Origin of the sequence: Hydrogenophaga sp. PML113 (assembly GCF_001777155.1) — a bacterium.
Taxonomy (GTDB): Bacteria; Pseudomonadota; Gammaproteobacteria; order Burkholderiales; family Burkholderiaceae_C; genus Hydrogenophaga; species Hydrogenophaga borbori.
In genome coordinates, this window is sequence record NZ_MIYM01000012.1 from 70,000 (window position 1) to 87,237 (window position 17,238).

A 17,238-nucleotide genomic window follows, 5' to 3' on the forward strand; every position below is an offset into this window, starting at 1 on the left:
GCAGGCGAGCGACAGAGGAAAGGCCGATCCCGCGATGTCCGAGCAGCAGCAACCGAGAACCCTACTGGTGGTGGACGACCATGAGCTGGTGCGCGTGGGCCTGCGCCAGGTCATCGCCCAGCGCTTCGCCGACCGCTTCCATGTCGAGGAAGCGCACAGCCTGGAGCAGGCCCTGTCGTTTCTGGAGCGCCACGCCGATGAGGTGTTCCTGCTCCTGCTCGACTTGAACCTGGGCGATGCGCGCGGCCTGTCCGGGCTCAAGCTGCTGGGCCGGCTCTACCCGCGGCTGCGGGTGGCCATCGTGTCGGGCACGCACGATGCCCGTGTGCGCGAGGAGGCGCTGGCCCACGGCGCCCTGGGGTACTTCTGCAAGACCGGCGATACCCGCGACCTGAGCGGTTTGCTCGACACGATCGAACGCGCCGCGGCGCCGGGCGCGGCAGGGCCGGGCGCGGCGCGTGGCGCGGGGCTGCCGTCGGCGCCCTTGAACAACCGCCAGATCCAGGTGCTGGAGCTGCTGCTGAGCGGCCTCGACAACCGGGCGATCGCGGCCGAGACCGGGCTGGCGCTGGGCTCGGTGAAGAACTGCGTGTCGGCGATTTTTCTCTCGTTCAACGTGCGTTCCCGGGCCGAGCTGATCGGCCGCTTTTCCTGAGGCCCGCCATGACCGCCTGGCCATGGCAGTTCCCCCCCGCGCTCACCGCGCCGCTGGCGGTGCAGCGCATCCAGCTTGAGCTGCTGCTGGAAAAAACCGGGCCGGTGCGCATCCTCTCGCCCATTCCCTTCGCGACGCCGCTGGCGATCGTTTTCTACTGGAAATGGGCCTCCAGCCTTCCGCTGGTCTGGCTCGGCCTGTTCTATGCCGCCGTGCTGCTCACTTACCTGCGGCGGCGGCGGCTGGCGGCCCGGGGCCCGCTGCAGGACCACGAGCTGTCGGCGGTGCTGCGGGGCCGCGTGCGCGACATCTTTTTGCTGGGCGCCATGTGGGGGGCCGCGCCCTGGCTGCTGAGCGCGCACCGCAGCGTCGACGGCCTGCTGCTGATCTCCCTGTTCATCATCGGCGCGATCTCGCTGGGCTCGGCCATCGTCTCCACGCACCGCCAGACCATCGCCGCGTTCAGCGTGCCGGCTGCCGCCGGCATGGTCAGCGCCTGTGTCTGGCACGGCGGCCTGGTCGGCTGGGTGCTGGCCTTTTGCATGGCGCTCTTTCTGGCGATGACGCTCAAGTGGACGTTCCAGCAGGCCGATCTGCTGGCGCAGTCGCTCACGGTCCGCTTCGAAAAGGAAGACCTCGCGCGCCGCCTGGCGCAGCAGGTGGCGCTGGTCGAAAACGCCAACCGGGAAAAGAGCCGCTTCCTCGCCTCCGCCAGCCACGACCTGCGCCAGCCTCTGCACGCCATCTCGCTGTTCACCTCGGTGCTCGAGCGTGCCCGGCTCGACGCCGACAGCGCGCGCACGGTCGCGCGGCTGGGCCACTCGGTGCGCGTGCTGAACCAGTCGCTCGACACCATGCTGGACATCTCGCGGCTGGACGCGGGGGCGGTGCAGCCCCGGCTGGCGCCCTTGCGGGTGCACGAGCTGTTCCTCTCGCTGAGCCACACGTTCTCGGGCAGCGCCCAGGCGCGCGACCTGCAGATCCGCTTCCGCGCGCCGGGCGACCTGGCCGTCGTGAGCGACGCGCAGCTGCTCACCCGCCTGCTCGGCAACCTGATCGACAACGCCATCAAGTACACGCGCCGCGGTGGCGTGCTGATCGCGGCGCGCTCGGGGGCGCCGGCGGCCCGCGAGGGCTGGGCCTGCTTCGAGGTGATCGACACCGGCATCGGCATCGCCGTCGAGCACCAGCAGCGGGTGTTCGACGAGTTCTACCAGCTCGCCAACCCGCAGCGCGACCGCGCCCATGGCCTGGGCATCGGCCTGTCCATCGTCAAGCGGTTGTCCGGCCTGCTGGACCACCCCATCGCGCTGGTGTCCGCGCCGCAGCGGGGCACGCGCTTTCGGGTCTGGGTGCGACGGGCCGCCGCGCTCGACGCGCCCCGGCCGGCGGACGCCGGGCGGGCGCCGGCCGCGCCGGCCGAACAGCAGCTGCCGCGCCACGTGCTGGTCATCGACGACGAGCCGGTCGGCCGCGAGGCCCTGTCCTTGCTGCTCTCGTCCTGCGGTTGCACCGTGTACCCCGCCGGCGACCTCGGGCAGGCGCGGCAGCTGCTGGACCGGCACCCGATCGAGGCCGTGGTGTCCGACTTCCGCTTGCCAGGCGAGGGCAACGGCCTGGACCACCTGCTCGCGCTGCGCCGCGCGTCGCCGCGGTTGCGCACCGTGCTGGTCACCGGCGAGACCGCGCCCCAGCGCATCGCCGACATCAAGGCCAGCGGCGTCCCCTACCTGCACAAGCCCGTGCGGGCGCAGCAACTGATGGACGCGCTGGCGGGCACGGTGGTGGCCCCGCCCGCGATGTGACCGGGGTCACTTACGCCGGGCACAGGCGCCCGGGATACTCGCGGCCGTCCACACAACGCCCCCGCTCAGGCCCGCTCCCATGTCCCAACCGCTGCTCGGTCTCGTCCTGTCCCTTCTTGCCACCACCGCCCTGGCCGCGCCCGACCCGCAGTGCGCCGAGTACGACACGCTGCGCGCCCAGCGCGACAAGGCCTTGCAGGCGAAGAACCTGCCGCAGTACTGCGGCGCCCTGTCCGGTCTGATCCGCCTGATGCCGGCCACGCCCCCCGCACCGGCGCGGCTTCAGTGCGAGGCCAGGGCCACGGGCATGAAGGTGGAGACCTGGCTGGGCATCCGCCCCGACGTGATCGCCAACATGAAGAGCACCTGGGACGGACAGTGCCGCTGACCCACCGTCACTGAGGCCGGTCGGCGCCGGCCTTCACCTGGGACAGCTTGCAGTCCTTCTTCAGGAACAGGTCGGCCAGGTGTTCGCTGCGCGCCTGCGTGCGCTCCAGGGCCTGCTCCGCGTTCATCTGCCGCGTGGTGGCCTGCATCATCTTGTCGACGCTGTCCTGCATGTCGGCCCGGCGCGCCTCGGCCGCGGCTTGCATGGCATAGCCCTGCACCTGCGCGCCGCCCGGGATCAGGCCGAGCAGCCCGCCGCCGATGGCCGAGCCCATGCCGCCGCGCGCGCCGCTGGCCTGCTGCATCATCTGGTTCTGGATGTCCGTCATGGCCTGCTGGGCCTGCAGGGCATCGGCCCGCTGCGCCTCGCTGGCTTGCTCCAGGGCCTGGCTCTCCGCGTAGATCTGCGCGCAACTGAGTTCACCGTCGCCCAGCTTGCGCACGCTTTGCGCGCCGCCGACCACGGGGGCGAGGGCCAGCAGGCCATACAGGGACAAACGCGTGAACGGGGCGGGCGGCATGGGGTTCCTTTGTGCGGGGCGGGGCCGCGCGGGCGGCGATCCGGCCAGTGTCGGCCAGGCGCCACCCGGCGGGAAGTGACCCAGGTCACACCGCGCCTGTGACTCAGACCACAGTGCGGTGCCGGGCGATGCAGGTTTGCAGCACCTCGTCGTGCCCGCGCCGCCACCAGTGGCCGGTGGAGAAAATTTCCACCTCGCTGAAGCCCCCGAAGCCCTGGTCTTCCACCCAGCCGCGGATGCGCGGGATGTCGATCACGCCGTCGCCCATCATCCCGCGGTCGTTCAACAGGTCGGTGGTGGGCGTGAGCCAGTCGCATACATGGAAGGCCAGCAGGCGCTCGCGGCCCGCGCGTTCGATCTGCGCCCGCAACTTAGGGTCCCACCACACGTGGTACACGTCCACCGCCACGCCGAGCGCGCCGCTGCGCCCGGGGTCGAGCGCGTCGCACACGTCCAGGGCCTGCTCCAGGGTGTTGATGCAGGCGCGGTCGGCCGCGTACATGGGGTGCAGGGGCTCGATGGCCAGCGGCATGCCCTTGTCCTTCGCGTAGTGAAGCAGCTCGGCGATGCCCTCGCTCACCTGCTGGCGCGAGCGCGCGATGTCCTTGTGCGCGGCCTGGCCCGTCAGGGCGCCGGGCAGCGCGCCCACCACCAGCACCAGGCAGGGCGCGCCGAGCTCGCAGGCCTCGTCCACGGCGCGGCGGTTGTCGTCGCGCGCGGCGGCCAGGCCGGCCGCGTCCACGGCGGGGAACATGCCGCCCCGGCAGTAGCCCGAGAGCTTCAGGCCCAGGGCCTTCACCTGCGCGGAGACGGCCTTCAGGCCGGCGGCCGCGACCTGGTCGCGCCAGGGCGAGATGGCGGGAATGCCGTGGCGCGCCACGGCGTCCAGGATCTGCGGCAGCGGCAGGTCCTGGCCCTGGCTCTTGCGCACGGTGGCGGTGTTGATGGACAACCAGCGGTGGTCGGTGGAGAAGTCGCGCATCACTCGATCCCGTGCAAGGCCAGCAGGGTCTTCATGCGCCGCAGCGCCAGCTCGGGCTGTTCGAGCAGGTTCGCGGCGTCGGCCAGGCGGAACAGCTCGGCCAGGTGCGGCAGTGAGCGCGTGCTTTGCTGGCCGCCCACCATGCTGAAGTGGCTCTGGTGGCCGTTGAGCCAGGCCATGAAGACCACGCCCGTTTTGTAGAAGCGCGTGGGCGCCGCGAAGATGTGGCGCGACAGCGGCACCGTGGGGCCGAGGATGTCGTGGAACTGGCGGGTGTTGCCCTGCGCCAGTGCACCCAGCGCGGCGCTGGCGGCGGGCGCGATGGCGTCGAAGATGCCCAGCAGCGCGTCGCTCTTGCCGTGGGTGGGCTCGCTGCCCCAGCCGTCGCCCGCGATGAGTTCGGCGTAGTTGAAGTCGTCGCCCGTGTACATGCGAACGCCGGCCGGCAGGCGCCGGCGCATGGCGATCTCCTTGTCCTTGTCGAGCAGCGAGATCTTGATGCCGTCCACCTTGCCGGCGTGTGCGGCGATGATGCCGAGCGCCGTGTCCATCGCGGCGTCCAGGTCCCGGGTGCCCCAGTAGCCGCCGAGCGCGGGGTCGAACATGTCGCCCAGCCAGTGCAGCACCACGGGCTGCCGCGCCTGGCTCAGCACGCGGCCGTAGACGCGCTCGTAGTCGGCCGGTCCCTTGGCCACGCGCGCCAGCGCGCGGCTGGCCATCACGATGAGTCGGCCGCCGAGCTTCTCGATCGCGGCCATCTGTTCCTCGTAGCCGGCGATGACCTCGTCGACCGTCTTCACGTGCTCCAGCACTAGGTGGTCCGTGCCGCAGCCCGAGGCCACCAGCGCGCCGGGGTGGTCCTGGGCGGCGTCGAGCGAGCGGCGGATGAGTTCCAGCGAGGTCGGCCAGTCCAGGCCCATGCCGCGCTGCGCGGTGTCCATGGCCTCGGCCACGCCCAGGCCGAGCGACCACAGGCGCTGGCGGTAGGCGATGGTGGCGTCCCAGTCGATGGCGCATTGCAGCCAGGGGTCGATGGCCGCGCGCGGGTCGGCCACCACGTGCGCGGCCGAGTAGGCGATGCGGTTGAATGTCAGGCCCGGTGCGGGTTTCACCGGCGCGCTGCCGCGCAGGGTGTAGGCCTCGATCGCGCCCGAGGCGGTGGGCAGTTGAAGGGACAAGTTCATTGTTCGGATGCCGAGGCGACTCGCGTGAGTTGATCTGATCGGGAGACACCGCGGAACCGGCTTTGCCGGGCCGCAGGTGTCGCCCCCTGGAGGGGGTCGCGCGAAGCGCGGCGGGGGTGGTTCACTTCACTTCAGACCTTCAGCGCCGGCACGTCGATCCAGCGGCGCTCGCTCCAGCTCGCCAGCGCGGCCTCCACCAGCTGCACGCCCTTGGCGCCTTCGGGCAGGGTCCATTGGTAGGGCGCGTCCTCCACCACGTGGCGGATGAAGTGCTCCCACTGGATCTTGAAGCCGTTGTCGTAGACCTGGGTGTCGGGCACGTCCTGCCACTGCTCGGAGAAATTCATGGTGTTCTTCACGTCCGGATTCCACACCGGGCGCGGCGTGTTCACGCGGCTCTGCGCCTTGCAGCCGGTCAGCGTGGCGACGGCGGACCCGTGGGTGCCATCGACGTGGAAGGTCACCAGGTCGTCGCGGTTGACGCGCGTGGCCCAGCTCATGTTGAGCTGCGCGATCACGGGCTCGCCGTTGTGGCCGGTGAGCTCGGCGGTGGCGTAGGCCGCGTCGTCCGCGGTGCACTCGTAGGGCTGGCCGGCCTCGTCCCAGCGCTTGGGGATGTGCGTGGTGCCGATGCAGGACACCGCCTTCACCTCGCCGAACAGGTTGTCCAGCACGTAGCGCCAGTGGCACATCATGTCGAGGATCATGCCGCCGCCGTCTTCCTTGCGGTAGTTCCAGCTCGGGCGCTGGATGGGCTGCAGGTCGCCCTCGAACACCCAGTAGCCGAACTCCAGGCGCACGCTGAGCATGCGGCCGAAGAAGCCGGCGCGGCGCAGCATGTCGAGCTTGCGCAGGCCGGGCAGGAAGAGCTTGTCCTGAACGGCGCCGTGCTTGAGGCCCTGCTTCTTTCCGGCCTCCTGCGCCAGGCGCGCGATCTCCACCGCCTCGTTCAGGTTGGTGGCGATGGGTTTCTCGCAGTAGACGTGCTTGCCCGCGCGGATGGCCTTGGCCAGCAGCGTGGGGCGCATCTGGGTGGTGCCGGCGTCGAAGAACACCGTGTCGGCGGGGTTGGCCAGCGCGGCATCGAGGTCGGTGTCCCAGCGCGCGATGCCGTGCGCCTTGGCCAGGGCCTCGATCTTCTCGGCGTTGCGGCCGATGAGGATGGGGTCGGGCATCACGCGGTCGCCGTTGCTCAGGGCGACACCGCCCTGGGCGCGGATGGCGCAGATCGAACGGATGAGGTGCTGGTTCATGCCCATGCGCCCGGTCACGCCGTACATGATGAGGCCGAGTGTCTTGACTGCCATGTGAAGGTCCTTGCTGGTGCTGTCGTCGTGCGGGGGATTCAGTTGCCGACCTGCAGGCCGGCGGCCTTGACCAGGGCCGCGTTGGCCTTGATCTCGTCCTTGATGTAGGCGTCGAACTGCTCGGGCTTGAGCGTCCAGGCGTCGGCGCCGAGCTTGAGGAAGCGTTCCTTCACCTCGGGCGTGGCCAGGGCCTTCACCACCTCGTCGTGCAGGCGGTTGACGATGTCGCGCGGCGTCTTGGCCGGCGCCATCATCCCGATCCAGAAGTTGAACTCGGAGCCGGGCACGCCGGCCTCGGCGGTGGTGGGCACCTCGGGCAGGGCGCTGGCGCGGCGCGGCGAGCCCACGGCCAGGGCGAGCAGCTGGCCGTCCTTGATCTGGCCGATGACGGGCGCGATGGGCGAGAAGTAGTAGTCCACGCGGCCCGCGATCACCTCGGTCACGGCCTCGGCCGAGCCCTTGAAGGGGATGTTCACCGCGTCGATCTGCGCGGCCATCTTGAACTTTTCGGCGTTCAGGTGCGTGGCACTGCCCTGACCGGCCGAGGCGAAGTTCATCTTGCCGGGGTGGGCCTTGGCGTGGGCCACGAGCTGCGGCAGGGTCTTGAGGTTCTTGCCGGGCGCGATCACCAGCACGTTGGGCGTGGAGGAGATCGGCGTGACCCCGGCGAAATCGTTCGCGGTGTCGAAGGAGAGTTTCGCGAAGGTGGAGGGGCTCACCGTGTGCGATGACGAGTGGATCATGATGGTGTAGCCATCGGGCGCGGCCGTGGCCACCGCCGCCTGGCCGATGGTGCCGCTGGCGCCGCCGCGGTTGTCCACGATCACCGGCTGGCCCATGCTCTGGCTCATCTTGTCGGTGATGGCGCGGGCGATGATGTCCGTGGTGCTGCCGGCGGCGAACGGCACGATCACGCGGATCGCCTTGTTCGGGTAGCCGCCCTGCGCGGCGGCGGGCAGGCCCAGGGCCAGGGTGGACACGGCCAGGGCCGCGGCGAAGAGGGTTTTCATGGGTCTCCTTGGGGGTGATGGGGGAAGTCAGTCGATGGCTTTCAGGCTGCGCCACAGCGGCGCCGCCGCGCTGGCGAAGCCCGGCGTGTGCAGCGAGCGCAGGTCCAGCCGGCCCTCGCGCACCGCGAGGCGGGGCCGGCCGCCGCCGTTGTCGTAGAAGCCCGCGTGGGCGCTGGCGAAGGCCTGGGCCTCCTCGGCGGGCGCGCTGCCGAAGCCGTCCACGTAGTGGTGGCCGTTGCGCTCGATGTGGCGCACGCCCAGGCTGGCGGCGAGCAGCGTGTCCTGCTGCACCGCCAGGCCAGCCTGGCAGGTGAGGTCCTCGCCCGACAGCAGCAGGCGCGGGTCCTGCGCGATGCGCCGCGCGTTGCGCAGCGAACGGTAGATGCCCTTGCAGGCCTTGCTCGAGATGCCGCGGTAGCCCAGGGCCAGGCCCTCGTCGAGCGCGTGGGCGTGGTCGTCGGATTCGTCGAGGATCACGGGGACGTCGATGCCCAGCGGCGCGATGGGTTCGCGCAGCGCCACGGCGCGCGCCAGCGGCTGCTCCAGCAGCAGGGTGCGCCGCAGCAGATCGGCCAGCGCGGGCGTGGCGCGCAGCGCCTGCCAATAGGCGCCCAGGCTGGCGGCGTCGGCGAAGGTTTCGTTGCCGTCCAGCGTGACGCGGTGCTCGGGCGCGTGCGCGCGCAGCACGGCGGCGATGCGCGAGAGGCGGTCCACGTCGGCCTCGATGCGCCCGCTGAGCTTGAGCTTGAAGTGGTGCAGGCCCTGGCGGCGGATGGCGGCCTCCAGCGTGGCGGGCAGGCCGTCGCCGGGGTCGCTGCCGGGGTCGTCGTCGTTGAGGCGGTCGGCCAGGCCGACGGTGTGGCGCAGCACCACCGCGTCGGGGCGGGCGATCGTGAGGCCAGCGCTCCAGGGATCGCCCAGCGCGCCAGCGCGCAGGCCGTCCACCCACGACAGGCCGGCCGCGCGCAGGGCCGCGTCGGCCACGGCCTTGTCCAGCAGCGCGGCGCCGAACTGCGCGGCCAGGCGCGGCAGGCCGCGGGCCACCGACACGGCGATGGCCGATTCGCCACCCGACTGCGAGTGCGCGAAAGGCGTGAGCGGATCGCGCTGGGCCAGCAGCGCCTCGCGCGCGTTGCGCAGCGACTCGCGCAGCTGCTCGAAGTTCTGTTCGTGCGTGAGCGCGGGCGACTTGTCGAACCACTTGGGCACCATCAGCTCGGCGCCGGCGCCCTCCACGCGGCGGCCCTGGGCCTCGGCGTGCACGCGCACGAAGGCCTGCGGGCATTGCGTGACGGTGGCCGCGCCGAAGCGAAAGGGCAGGCGCAGCGTGACGTGTCGCTCGTACAGCTCGATGGCGTGCAGGCGCAGGTTCACGCCGTTCATGTCAGTTGGCTCCAAAGTTCGTGCACGTGACGCGCGCTGGCCTCGGCGCAGCCTGGGCCGTCGGGCATGTAGTCGAAGGGTTCCACCGCCACCCAGCCGGCGTAGCCGCTGTCCTTGAGCGCCTGCAGCACGGGGCGCTGGTCGGTGTCGCCCTGGCCGGGGCCGCGCCGGTTGTGGTCGTTGAGCTGCACGTGCGCGATGTGCCCGCTGGCCAGGAAGCGGCGCAGCACCTCGTGCACGGGCTCGTTCTCGCTGTGCGAGGCCGCGCTCACGTCGAGCATGGTGCGCAGCGCGGGCGAGCCGATGCGGTCCACCAGGTTGGCGGCCTCGGCCACGGTGTTGACCACCGGCGTCTCGAAGCGGCCCAGGGGTTCCACGCAGTAGGTGACGCCGGCCGCGGCGGCGTGCGGCGCGAGCTCGGCCAGCGCGGCCTCGAAGCGCGCGAGCGCGTCGGCCACGCTCTGCCCCGGGCCGGGCGAGCGCTGGCGCGGCGAGCCGTGCACCAGCACGCGCGCGCCGCAGGCGGCGGCCAGGTCGATCAGCTGGCGCAGCAGGTCCAGCGTGCGCCGGCGCTGCGCGGCGTCATCGCTCACCAGCGACAGGCCCTCGGGCCGCATCAGTAGCCAGTGCAGGCTGCTGATGGCCAGGCCCTGCTGTTGCGCCGTGTCGCGCCAGCGGCGCGCGTCGGCGGCGCGCAGCGTGGACGGGTCGTCGGCCAGGGTGAAGGGCGCGAGTTCCAGCGCCGCGTAGCCCCAGCGCGCGGCGGCCTCGCACTGCGCGGCCAGCGGCAGCGGGTGCAGCACCTCGTTGCACAGCGAGAGCTTCATGCCGGCGCGCGCCCCGTGCGGGAGGGGCGGACCAGGGACCACACCCGCCAGGCGATGGTGGCGAAGATCAATGCCGCCACGGCGGCGGCGATGGGCCGGGTGAAAAAGGGCGTGAGGTCGCCGTCGGAGAGGATCAGCGCGCGGCGCAGGTTCTTCTCCAGCAGGTCACCCAGCACGATGCCCAGCACCAGCGGCGCCATGGGGTAGCCATGGTGGCGCAAGGCGAAGCCGATCAGGCCGAAGGCCAGCATCACGTAGATGTCGAACAGCCGGCCCGCGATGGCGAAGCTGCCGACGGCGCAGAGCACGAAGATGATGGGCACGATCAGGTGCTGGGGCACGCGCAGCACCTGCACCAGGGCCTTGGTGAGCACCAGGCCGTAGATCAGGATGCCGATGGTGGCGAACAGCATCATGGCCACCACGTCGTACACGAACTGCGGGCTCTCCACCATGATCATGGGGCCTGGCTTGACGCCGTGGATGATCATCGCGGCCATCAGCACGGCGGCCGGCGCCGAGCCCGGAATGGCCAGCGTGAGCACCGGGATCATCGCGCCCGGCACGCAGGCGTTGTCGCCGGTCTCGGCGGCCATCAGGCCTTCCACCGAGCCCTTGCCGAATTTTTCTTTCTCCTGGCTGGCGCGCTTGGCGGCGGCGTAGGACGACCAGGCCGCCACGTCCTCTCCCACGCCGGGGACGATGCCCACGCCGGTGCCGATGAGGCCCGAGCGCAGGATGGTGCGCCAGTACTGGAAGACGTCGCGCAGCTTGGGAATGACGGTGTCGAAGGCGCTGATGGTCACCGGCGCCTGGCGCGCGCGCATGCTGGTGAGCAACTCGGCGAAGCCGAAGGCGCCGACCAGCGCGGGCACCAGCTGGATGCCACCCGCCAGGTCGCGCAGGCCCCAGGCGAAGCGCTCGTAGCCGTACTGCGGCTCTTGTCCGATGGTGGCCACGAACAGGCCCGCGATGCCGGCGATCCAGCCCTTGAGCGGGTCGTCGCCGGTGAGCGTGCCGGCGATGATGACGCCGAACAGCGCGAGCCAGAAGAACTCGTAGGCGCCGAACTTCAGCGCCAGGCCGCCCAGCACCGGCGTGAGCGTGGCGAGGAAGAACATGCCGATCAGCGTGCCCATCACCGAGCCGGTGGTGGCGATGCCCATGGCGCGCCCGGCCAGGCCCTGGCGGGCCAGGGTGTAGCCGTCCAGGCAGGACGCGGCCGAGGCCGGCGTGCCCGGGATGTTGAGCAGGATGGCCGAACGCGAGCCGCCGTAGATGGAGCCCACGTAGGTGCAGATCAGGATCAGCAGCGCCTGCGAGGGCGGCAGCTTGAGCGTGAGCGTGGTCATGAGCGCCAGCGCCATGGTGGCCGTGAGGCCGGGCAGGGCGCCCATGACCACGCCCACCAGCGAGGCCAGCAGGGCCAGGCCGATCGTCGAAGGCGAGGAGAAGTGGGCGATGGATTGGCCGAACAGGAGCAGACCGTCGAACATGGTGCGTGAAGCTCAGGGAAGGCGGACCAGGAAGATGGACTGGAACACCCAGGTGACCGCGGCCGAGGTGAGCGCGCCGGCCAGCAGCGCCACCGCCAGGCGGCGCGCGGCGCGCTGCTCGCTCGGCGCGTACAGCGCCACGAAGGCCGCGACGAAGGCCGCCGTGGCCAGCCAGAACGGCAGGCGCCCGATCAGCACCGCCGCGTAGGCCAGCGTCAGCGCCAGCGTGGCGGCGATGCGTCGGTTGATCAGCGGCGCGGGGCCGGCTTCAGGGGCGCCGCCCGTGCGGGCGGCCTGGCGCCGGCGCGTCCAGCCGCGCAGCATCAGCACCGCGCCCAGCAGCACCAGGGCGCTGCCCAGCAGGCCCGGCACGAAGCCCGGCATGGCGTAGAGCTGCGCGCCCATGGACTCGAAGCGCTCCATGCGCCAGGAGCCGATCAGGATCAGCAGGCCAAAGCCCACCCAGCCCGCCCCGCCCCGCAGATCGGAGCGGGCGGCGGTTCCACCCTCGGTCATGTGGGACCCCGCGGTGCGTCAGGGCTTGGGGATGCCCACGGTGTCGGGCGACACCTTGGCCTTGCCGGCGGCCTGCTGCGTCCAGGCATAGGCCTGGACCGCGGGGAACACGGCCTTCTGCGCTTCCTCGCCCGCCATCGGCGCGAACATGGCGCCGCGGGACTGCGCGTACTTCTTCAGCGCCTCGCTCTTGCTCATCTCGGTGGCCCACAGGCGGTTGAGCGTCTGCGCCACCTCGGGCGGCGCGGCCTTGGGCACGAAGACGCCGAAGTAGTTGATCGGGTCCTTGAAGCCCGGGATGAACTGCGACAGCGGCGGAATGGTGCCGAAGCCTTCGATTTCGATCGACTTGTCGCCCACCACCGCGAGCGGGCGGATCTTCTTGGCGCGGATCATGTCGGTCTGCTCGGCCGCGAGCTGCGTGGTCACCTGCGTCTCGCCCGAGGCGGCGGCCACCGCGGCCGGCGCGCCGCCGTCGTAGGTGACGTGCTTGTAGGTGACGCCGGCCGCGCGCGCCAGCGCCTCGATCGCCGAGTGGCCGCTGGAGTTCACGCCCGCCGTGGCCACCGAGACCGTGCCCGGGTTGGCCTTCATGGCCTTGAGCAGGTCGTCCATGGTCTTGTACGGCGTGTCCGCGTTGACCCCGACCACCGCGATGTGCGCCACATTGAGGTACAGGTTCCAGTCGGCGATGGAGGTATCCAGCATGCCCAGCACCTTGTAGGTGCCCAGGTCCTTGGCGCCGCCGGCCGTCCAGGTGTAGCCGTCGGCCGGCGCGGCCAGCGCGTTCTTGGTGCCCACCGAGCCCGAGGCGCCTGGCTGGTTCAGGATGACGATCTTCTGGCCCAGGTGCTTCTCCAACTCGGCCGCGGTCACGCGCGTGACCTGGTCGGTGGAGCCGCCGGGCGCCCAGGGCACGATCAGCGTGATCGGGCGGTCGGGCTTCCATTGGGCGAAGGCGCCGGCGGCGGCGGCGGCGAGCAGGGAGGCGGCGAGCAACTGGCGCAGAGGCCGGGCGGTGGTCATGCGATGTCTCCTGGGGGTTAATTCACCGAACGGTTAATGCTAGGAACCGCTCCCCCCGCCGTCAAGGCGCCCGCCGGCTCAGCCTCTCAGGACATACCCTAGGATCACGTCGCACATGTGCGAGAGCCGTTCGTTGAGGGCCTTGGGGGCCATCAGGTCGCGCCCGAAGATGGCCGACAGCGTGTGGTTGTTCGACAGGTAGAAGTACGCCAGCCCGGCGATCGACACGTAGAGCTGCACTGGGTCGATGCCGCCGCGAAAGCTGCCCTCGGCCTGGCCGCGCTCGATGATGTCCTGCAGCATGAGGACCAGCGGCGAGTTCAGTTCGCGCGCCCGTTCGGACTGCGCCAGGTGCCGCGCCTTGTGCAGGTTGGCGCTGTTGAGCAGGGTGAGGAACTCGGGGTGCTCGAGGTAGTAGTGCCAGGTGAACTCCACCAGGCGGCGCAGCGCGGTTTCGGGCTTGAGGTGCAGCAGGTTGAGCTTGTGCTCTTCTTCGCGGATGTGGTGGTAGGTCTGCTCCAGCACCGCCTGGAACAGCCGCTCCTTGTCTGCGAAGTAGTAGTAGATGAGCCGCTTGTTCAGGCCCGCGCGCTCGGCGATGCGGTCCATGCGCGCGCCGCCCAGCCCGTGTTCGGAGAACTCGTCGCGCGCGGCCTTGAGGATGGTGGCCTGCGATCGGTCGGCGTCGCGCAGGCGCTCTTCGGGGGCCACGGGGGAGGGCTTGTTCACGCGCTTTAATTCTCTATTGAGTTAATTAAGTCCAGTATCGCAGATCGGATTCTGCGGGACGGCGCGGGCGCAAAAGAAAACGGCCCCGCAGGGCCGTTGTCGTGGAGGCGTTGGCCGCTCAGTGGGCGGTCACGGCGGGCTGGCCCGACTGCACCAGCTTGTCGCCGGCCACGGCGCGCAGGCCGGCGGTGCGGATCTGCTCGACCTGGGCGGGCGTGGCCACCGGCAGGATCTCGCCGCTGGCGATCAGGCCCAGGCGGCGGGCTTCGATGGTCTCGGCGCGGACCTGCGCACGGCTCAGGCCGCTGTCGGCCACGGTTTCCTGCACGGGGACGATCTCGCCACGGGCGACCAGGCCGGCCCGGTTGGCTTGCACGGCCTGGGCCTGCACTTCGGCGCGGCTCAGTGTGGATTGGAAGTTGAAGACTTCGTTGCCTTCGATGGGGCCTTCGGCGAAGGCGGCACCGGCGCCCAGGGCAAGGGCGATGGAGAGGGCGAGGTTTTGAGCGGTTTTCATGGCAATTCCTTGAAGATGGGTGGTTGTTGGTGGTGTTTGTCTGTCAATGCCGTTTTCTGTCTGGCATGGGTGTACTTTAGGGTTTTCCCTTAATTGAAAAAACCACCCCGGGGGCAACGCAGCGTTTCTGTTTCCGCAACGGTGGGGGCCGGCGCCCGCCCCTTGACGCCCGTCAAGCCCCCGTCGCCGCGCCCGGCCTACAGTGCGCGCATGGTCCCGCCACCCGCCCGCGTGCTCATCGTCCAGGGCCACCCCGAGCCCGGGACCTCCCATCTCTGCCATGCGCTCGCGGACGCCTACGCCGCGGGCGCGCGCTCGGCCGGCCACGCGGTGCGGCAGATCCGCGTGGCGGACCTGGACTTCCCCTTGCTGCGCAGCCCGGGCGAATGGGAGCGCGGCGCCGTGCCGGCCGCGCTGGCGCCGGCGCAGGAAGACATCCGCTGGGCGACGCACCTCGTGCTGGTGTACCCGCTCTGGCTGGGCGGCATGCCGGCCTTGCTCAAGGGCTTTCTCGAACAGGTGGCGCGGCCCGGCTTCGCGTTCCGCTACGACGCGACCAGCGCGCTCGGCACGCGCCGGGGCCTGGGCGGGCGCTCGGCGCGCGTCGTGGTGACCATGGGCATGCCCGCGCTGGCCTACCGCTGGTTCTACCGCGCCCACAGCCTCAAGGCGCTCAAGCGCAACATCCTGGGGTTCGTGGGTTTCGCGCCGGTGCGCGACACGGTGGTGGGCGGGGTGGGGCGGTTCGGCGCGCGGGACGTGGCGCGCTGGCAGGCCCGCTTGCGGGCGCTGGGCGAGCGCGCCCGCTGACGTGGGCCGGTACCCCGCGCGCTCAGCGCGCGAGGTAACCGCCGTCCACGGGGTAGTAGGCGCCCGTGACGAAGGACGCCGCCGGGCCGCTGAGCCAGAGCACCAGCTCGGCCACCTCCTCGGGCCGGCCCAGGCGCCCGATGGGGTGCAGCGCCACGAGCTGCGCGGCCGAGGCCGGGTCGTCTTCCAGGCGCGCGATCATGGGGGTGTGGATGAAGCCCGGGCCGACCGCGTTGAGCCGTATGCCCTGCGCGCCGTACTCCAGCGCGGCCGCCTGCGTGAGCCCCACCACGCCGTGCTTGGCCGCGGTGTAGGCGGGCGCGTTGGCGAAGCCCACCGCGCCCAGGATGGAGGCGATGTTGACGATGGCGCCACCGCCGCCCTTGAGCATGGCCGGGATCTGGGCGCGCAGGCCGAGGAACACGCCCGAGAGGTTGATGCCGATCACGCGGTCCCAGGCCTCCAGCGGGTAGTCGGCGGTGGGCGCCAGCTCCCCGCCGATGCCCGCGTTGTTGCAGGCGATGTCGAGGCGGCCGAATTGTTTGAGGCAGCGCTGCACCAAGCGCTCGTGGTCGCGGGGCTTGGTGACGTCGGCGGCGACGAAGAGGGCCTGGCCCCCGCGCTCGCGCACCTGCGCCACCGTGGCCTGGCCGCCGTCGGCGTCGGTGTCCGACACCACCACGCGAGCGCCCTCGCGCGCATAGGCCAGGGCGATGGCGCGGCCGATGCCCGAGGCGGCGCCGGTCACCAGGGCGGTCGTGTCCTTCAGCATGGCCGCCTCAGCCCATCGCCGCGCTCAGGCGAGCGGCCGTGTGTCCGGGGCGCAGCCGCTCGCCCATGTCGAGCAGGCGCGTGGTGCCGCTGCCCGTTTCCACTTCGCGCGCGGTCAGCGCCAGCGTCGCCACCGGCGGCTTGCCGGTGAGCCGCTGGACCTCGGCGAAAGCGTTGGAGGCGCCGGCCGAGCCCATGGTCACGACCACGGCCACGCGGCGCAGTCGGTGTGCGTGCAGGAAGCTGCGCATCGGCCCCGCCAGGCGGTACATCCAGATGGGCGCGACCAGCACCACGGTGCGGAAGTCCTCGGGCCGTGGCCCCGCGTAGCGGATGCGCGGCCGGCGGCTCAGCAGGGAGTCGAGCACGCAGCGCCAGGTGCCGCTGGCGCCGGCGCGCCGGTGCAGGTCTTCCACCTGGCCCAGCGGCCAGCCGTGGTGCGAGGCGAGCAGCTGCGCCGCGCGGCGCGACACGCCGGTGTACGAATAGTGGACGACGAGAATGCTGTCCATGTTGACCCGGCCTCAGTGCGTGGCCGCCGTGCCGAAGTAGGGGTACACCGGGCGCTGGCCCTGGGGCGGCAAAGGTGCCTGGCGGTCCTGGTGTTCGTGGGCGAGACCCTTGCGCAGCGCGCCGGCGAGCAGCCGCAGTTCCTCGGCCACGGCGGCGAACAGGTCGTCGATGGAGAGCACGCCGACCACGCCGCCGTCCTCCTCGACCACCAGCAGCCGGCGCACACCGGCCTGCTCCATGGCGCTGGCCGCTTCGTGCACGTCGGCCGTGCCGCGCACCGCGAGCGGCGGCGACTTGGCCAGGTGGCCGATGCGCAGATCGACGCCGGCCGCGCTGGAGCGCGCCAGGGCGTCGATCACGATGTCGCGGTCGGTCACCACGCCCACCACCTGGGGCGGGTTCTCGCCGGTGACCACGAGCAAGGCGCCGACGTGTTCGTCGAACATCCGGTGGGCGGCTTCGTTGAGGGGGGCGTCGGCGTCGATGGCCACGGCGGCGCGTTGGCAAAGGCTGGCGATGTTCATGGGCTTCTCCGGTGGGGTCCTGTGGGGGCCGCGGGGCGCGGCAACGGGACCCATCTTGGAGCGCCGGGCCAGCGGCAGGATGATGCGGATCAAGTCGCGCGCGTGCGGCGCCGCCGTCGGTCCGCCGGGGCCGTGGGCGCGGGCTAGATGTTGAGTCTCAGGAGGTTGTTCATGCCCGGGATGCGGGTCATGGGCGGCTGATGGTGCAGAGCGGAGTGTGGCCGCAGCCAGTTGTAGTGGTCAATGAAGGGCTGCAGGGCGGCGTGGCGCTGGGC

The 17,238-nt window shown here is 71.3% G+C and carries 19 protein-coding genes and 1 pseudogene; 4 read left to right on the plus strand and 16 right to left on the minus strand.

The features are described 5' to 3' along the window. Positions 1 to 34 precede the first annotated feature (34 nt). The 3 genes from BHU06_RS19125 (at position 35) to BHU06_RS19135 (ending at position 2,848) form a co-directional block, all read left to right on the plus strand. Positions 35 to 655 carry a DNA-binding response regulator gene (locus BHU06_RS19125; RefSeq protein WP_070400815.1) on the plus strand — a complete coding sequence of 207 codons (621 nt, stop codon included), beginning with the start codon at positions 35 to 37 and terminating at the stop codon, positions 653 to 655. A gap of 8 nt (positions 656 to 663) precedes the next feature. Beyond that, positions 664 to 2,460 carry a hybrid sensor histidine kinase/response regulator gene (locus tag BHU06_RS19130; RefSeq protein ID WP_070400816.1) on the plus strand — a complete coding sequence of 599 codons (1,797 nt, stop codon included), beginning with the start codon at positions 664 to 666 and terminating at the stop codon, positions 2,458 to 2,460. Between the two features lie 79 nt (positions 2,461 to 2,539). Next, positions 2,540 to 2,848, plus strand: coding sequence for a hypothetical protein (locus BHU06_RS19135; protein ID WP_070400817.1), 309 nt, complete (start codon positions 2,540 to 2,542; stop codon positions 2,846 to 2,848). A gap of 7 nt (positions 2,849 to 2,855) precedes the next feature. Here the strand turns inward: BHU06_RS19135 and BHU06_RS19140 are convergent, their stop codons facing one another. The 12 genes from BHU06_RS19140 to BHU06_RS19195 all read right to left on the minus strand — a co-directional run bounded on the left by BHU06_RS19140 (position 2,856) and on the right by BHU06_RS19195 (position 14,345). Continuing rightward, positions 2,856 to 3,368, minus strand: a complete 513-nt coding sequence (locus tag BHU06_RS19140) for a hypothetical protein (RefSeq protein WP_070400818.1) — start codon at positions 3,366 to 3,368, stop codon at positions 2,856 to 2,858. 103 nt (positions 3,369 to 3,471) lie between these two features. After that, a complete protein-coding gene (locus BHU06_RS19145; RefSeq protein ID WP_070400819.1) occupies positions 3,472 to 4,350 on the minus strand; it encodes a sugar phosphate isomerase/epimerase in 879 nt (292 codons plus the stop codon). Further along, positions 4,350 to 5,534, minus strand: a complete 1,185-nt coding sequence (locus BHU06_RS19150; protein WP_070400820.1) for a dihydrodipicolinate synthase family protein — start codon at positions 5,532 to 5,534, stop codon at positions 4,350 to 4,352. Before BHU06_RS19150 ends, BHU06_RS19145 begins: the two co-directional genes overlap by 1 nt. 131 nt (positions 5,535 to 5,665) lie before the next feature. After that, positions 5,666 to 6,841, minus strand: a complete 1,176-nt coding sequence (locus BHU06_RS19155) for a Gfo/Idh/MocA family protein (protein ID WP_070400821.1) — start codon at positions 6,839 to 6,841, stop codon at positions 5,666 to 5,668. Positions 6,842 to 6,879: 38 nt separating this feature from the next. Beyond that, positions 6,880 to 7,851 (minus strand): tripartite tricarboxylate transporter substrate binding protein, encoded by a 972-nt coding sequence (locus BHU06_RS19160; RefSeq protein ID WP_070400822.1) that lies wholly within the window; start codon positions 7,849 to 7,851, stop codon positions 6,880 to 6,882. Between the two features lie 27 nt (positions 7,852 to 7,878). Further along, positions 7,879 to 9,234 (minus strand): enolase C-terminal domain-like protein, encoded by a 1,356-nt coding sequence (locus BHU06_RS19165; protein WP_070400823.1) that lies wholly within the window; start codon positions 9,232 to 9,234, stop codon positions 7,879 to 7,881. Next, a complete protein-coding gene (locus BHU06_RS19170) occupies positions 9,231 to 10,061 on the minus strand; it encodes a sugar phosphate isomerase/epimerase (RefSeq protein WP_070400835.1) in 831 nt (276 codons plus the stop codon). Before BHU06_RS19170 ends, BHU06_RS19165 begins: the two co-directional genes overlap by 4 nt. After that, a complete protein-coding gene (locus BHU06_RS19175; RefSeq protein WP_070400824.1) occupies positions 10,058 to 11,557 on the minus strand; it encodes a tripartite tricarboxylate transporter permease in 1,500 nt (499 codons plus the stop codon). Before BHU06_RS19175 ends, BHU06_RS19170 begins: the two co-directional genes overlap by 4 nt. A 12-nt stretch (positions 11,558 to 11,569) precedes the next feature. Further along, positions 11,570 to 12,073 (minus strand): tripartite tricarboxylate transporter TctB family protein, encoded by a 504-nt coding sequence (locus BHU06_RS19180; protein ID WP_070400825.1) that lies wholly within the window; start codon positions 12,071 to 12,073, stop codon positions 11,570 to 11,572. 18 nt (positions 12,074 to 12,091) lie between these two features. Continuing rightward, positions 12,092 to 13,099, minus strand: coding sequence for a tripartite tricarboxylate transporter substrate binding protein (locus BHU06_RS19185; protein WP_070400826.1), 1,008 nt, complete (start codon positions 13,097 to 13,099; stop codon positions 12,092 to 12,094). A 78-nt stretch (positions 13,100 to 13,177) separates the two neighbouring features. Then, entirely contained in the window at positions 13,178 to 13,828 is a 651-nt protein-coding gene (locus BHU06_RS19190; RefSeq protein WP_070400827.1) for a TetR/AcrR family transcriptional regulator, read from the minus strand. Positions 13,829 to 13,946: 118 nt separating this feature from the next. Next, positions 13,947 to 14,345 (minus strand): DUF4148 domain-containing protein, encoded by a 399-nt coding sequence (locus BHU06_RS19195; RefSeq protein ID WP_070400828.1) that lies wholly within the window; start codon positions 14,343 to 14,345, stop codon positions 13,947 to 13,949. A 210-nt stretch (positions 14,346 to 14,555) separates the two neighbouring features. Here BHU06_RS19195 and BHU06_RS19200 point away from each other — a divergent pair, with 210 nt between their 5' ends. Then, positions 14,556 to 15,155: an NAD(P)H-dependent oxidoreductase gene (locus BHU06_RS19200; protein WP_070400836.1), complete on the plus strand. Its 600-nt coding sequence runs from the start codon at positions 14,556 to 14,558 to the stop codon at positions 15,153 to 15,155. 22 nt (positions 15,156 to 15,177) lie between these two features. On the opposite strand, the gene BHU06_RS19205 is transcribed toward BHU06_RS19200, so the two are convergent. The 4 genes and pseudogenes from BHU06_RS19205 to BHU06_RS22625 all read right to left on the minus strand — a co-directional run. Then, entirely contained in the window at positions 15,178 to 15,927 is a 750-nt protein-coding gene (locus tag BHU06_RS19205) for a glucose 1-dehydrogenase (protein ID WP_070400829.1), read from the minus strand. A gap of 7 nt (positions 15,928 to 15,934) precedes the next feature. Beyond that, entirely contained in the window at positions 15,935 to 16,438 is a 504-nt protein-coding gene (locus tag BHU06_RS19210; RefSeq protein WP_070400830.1) for a flavodoxin, read from the minus strand. Positions 16,439 to 16,450: 12 nt separating this feature from the next. Then, entirely contained in the window at positions 16,451 to 16,963 is a 513-nt protein-coding gene (locus BHU06_RS19215) for a CBS domain-containing protein (protein ID WP_070400831.1), read from the minus strand. A 143-nt stretch (positions 16,964 to 17,106) separates the two neighbouring features. After that, positions 17,107 to 17,238 (minus strand): annotated as a pseudogene (locus tag BHU06_RS22625) (IS481 family transposase); the annotation flags it as partial.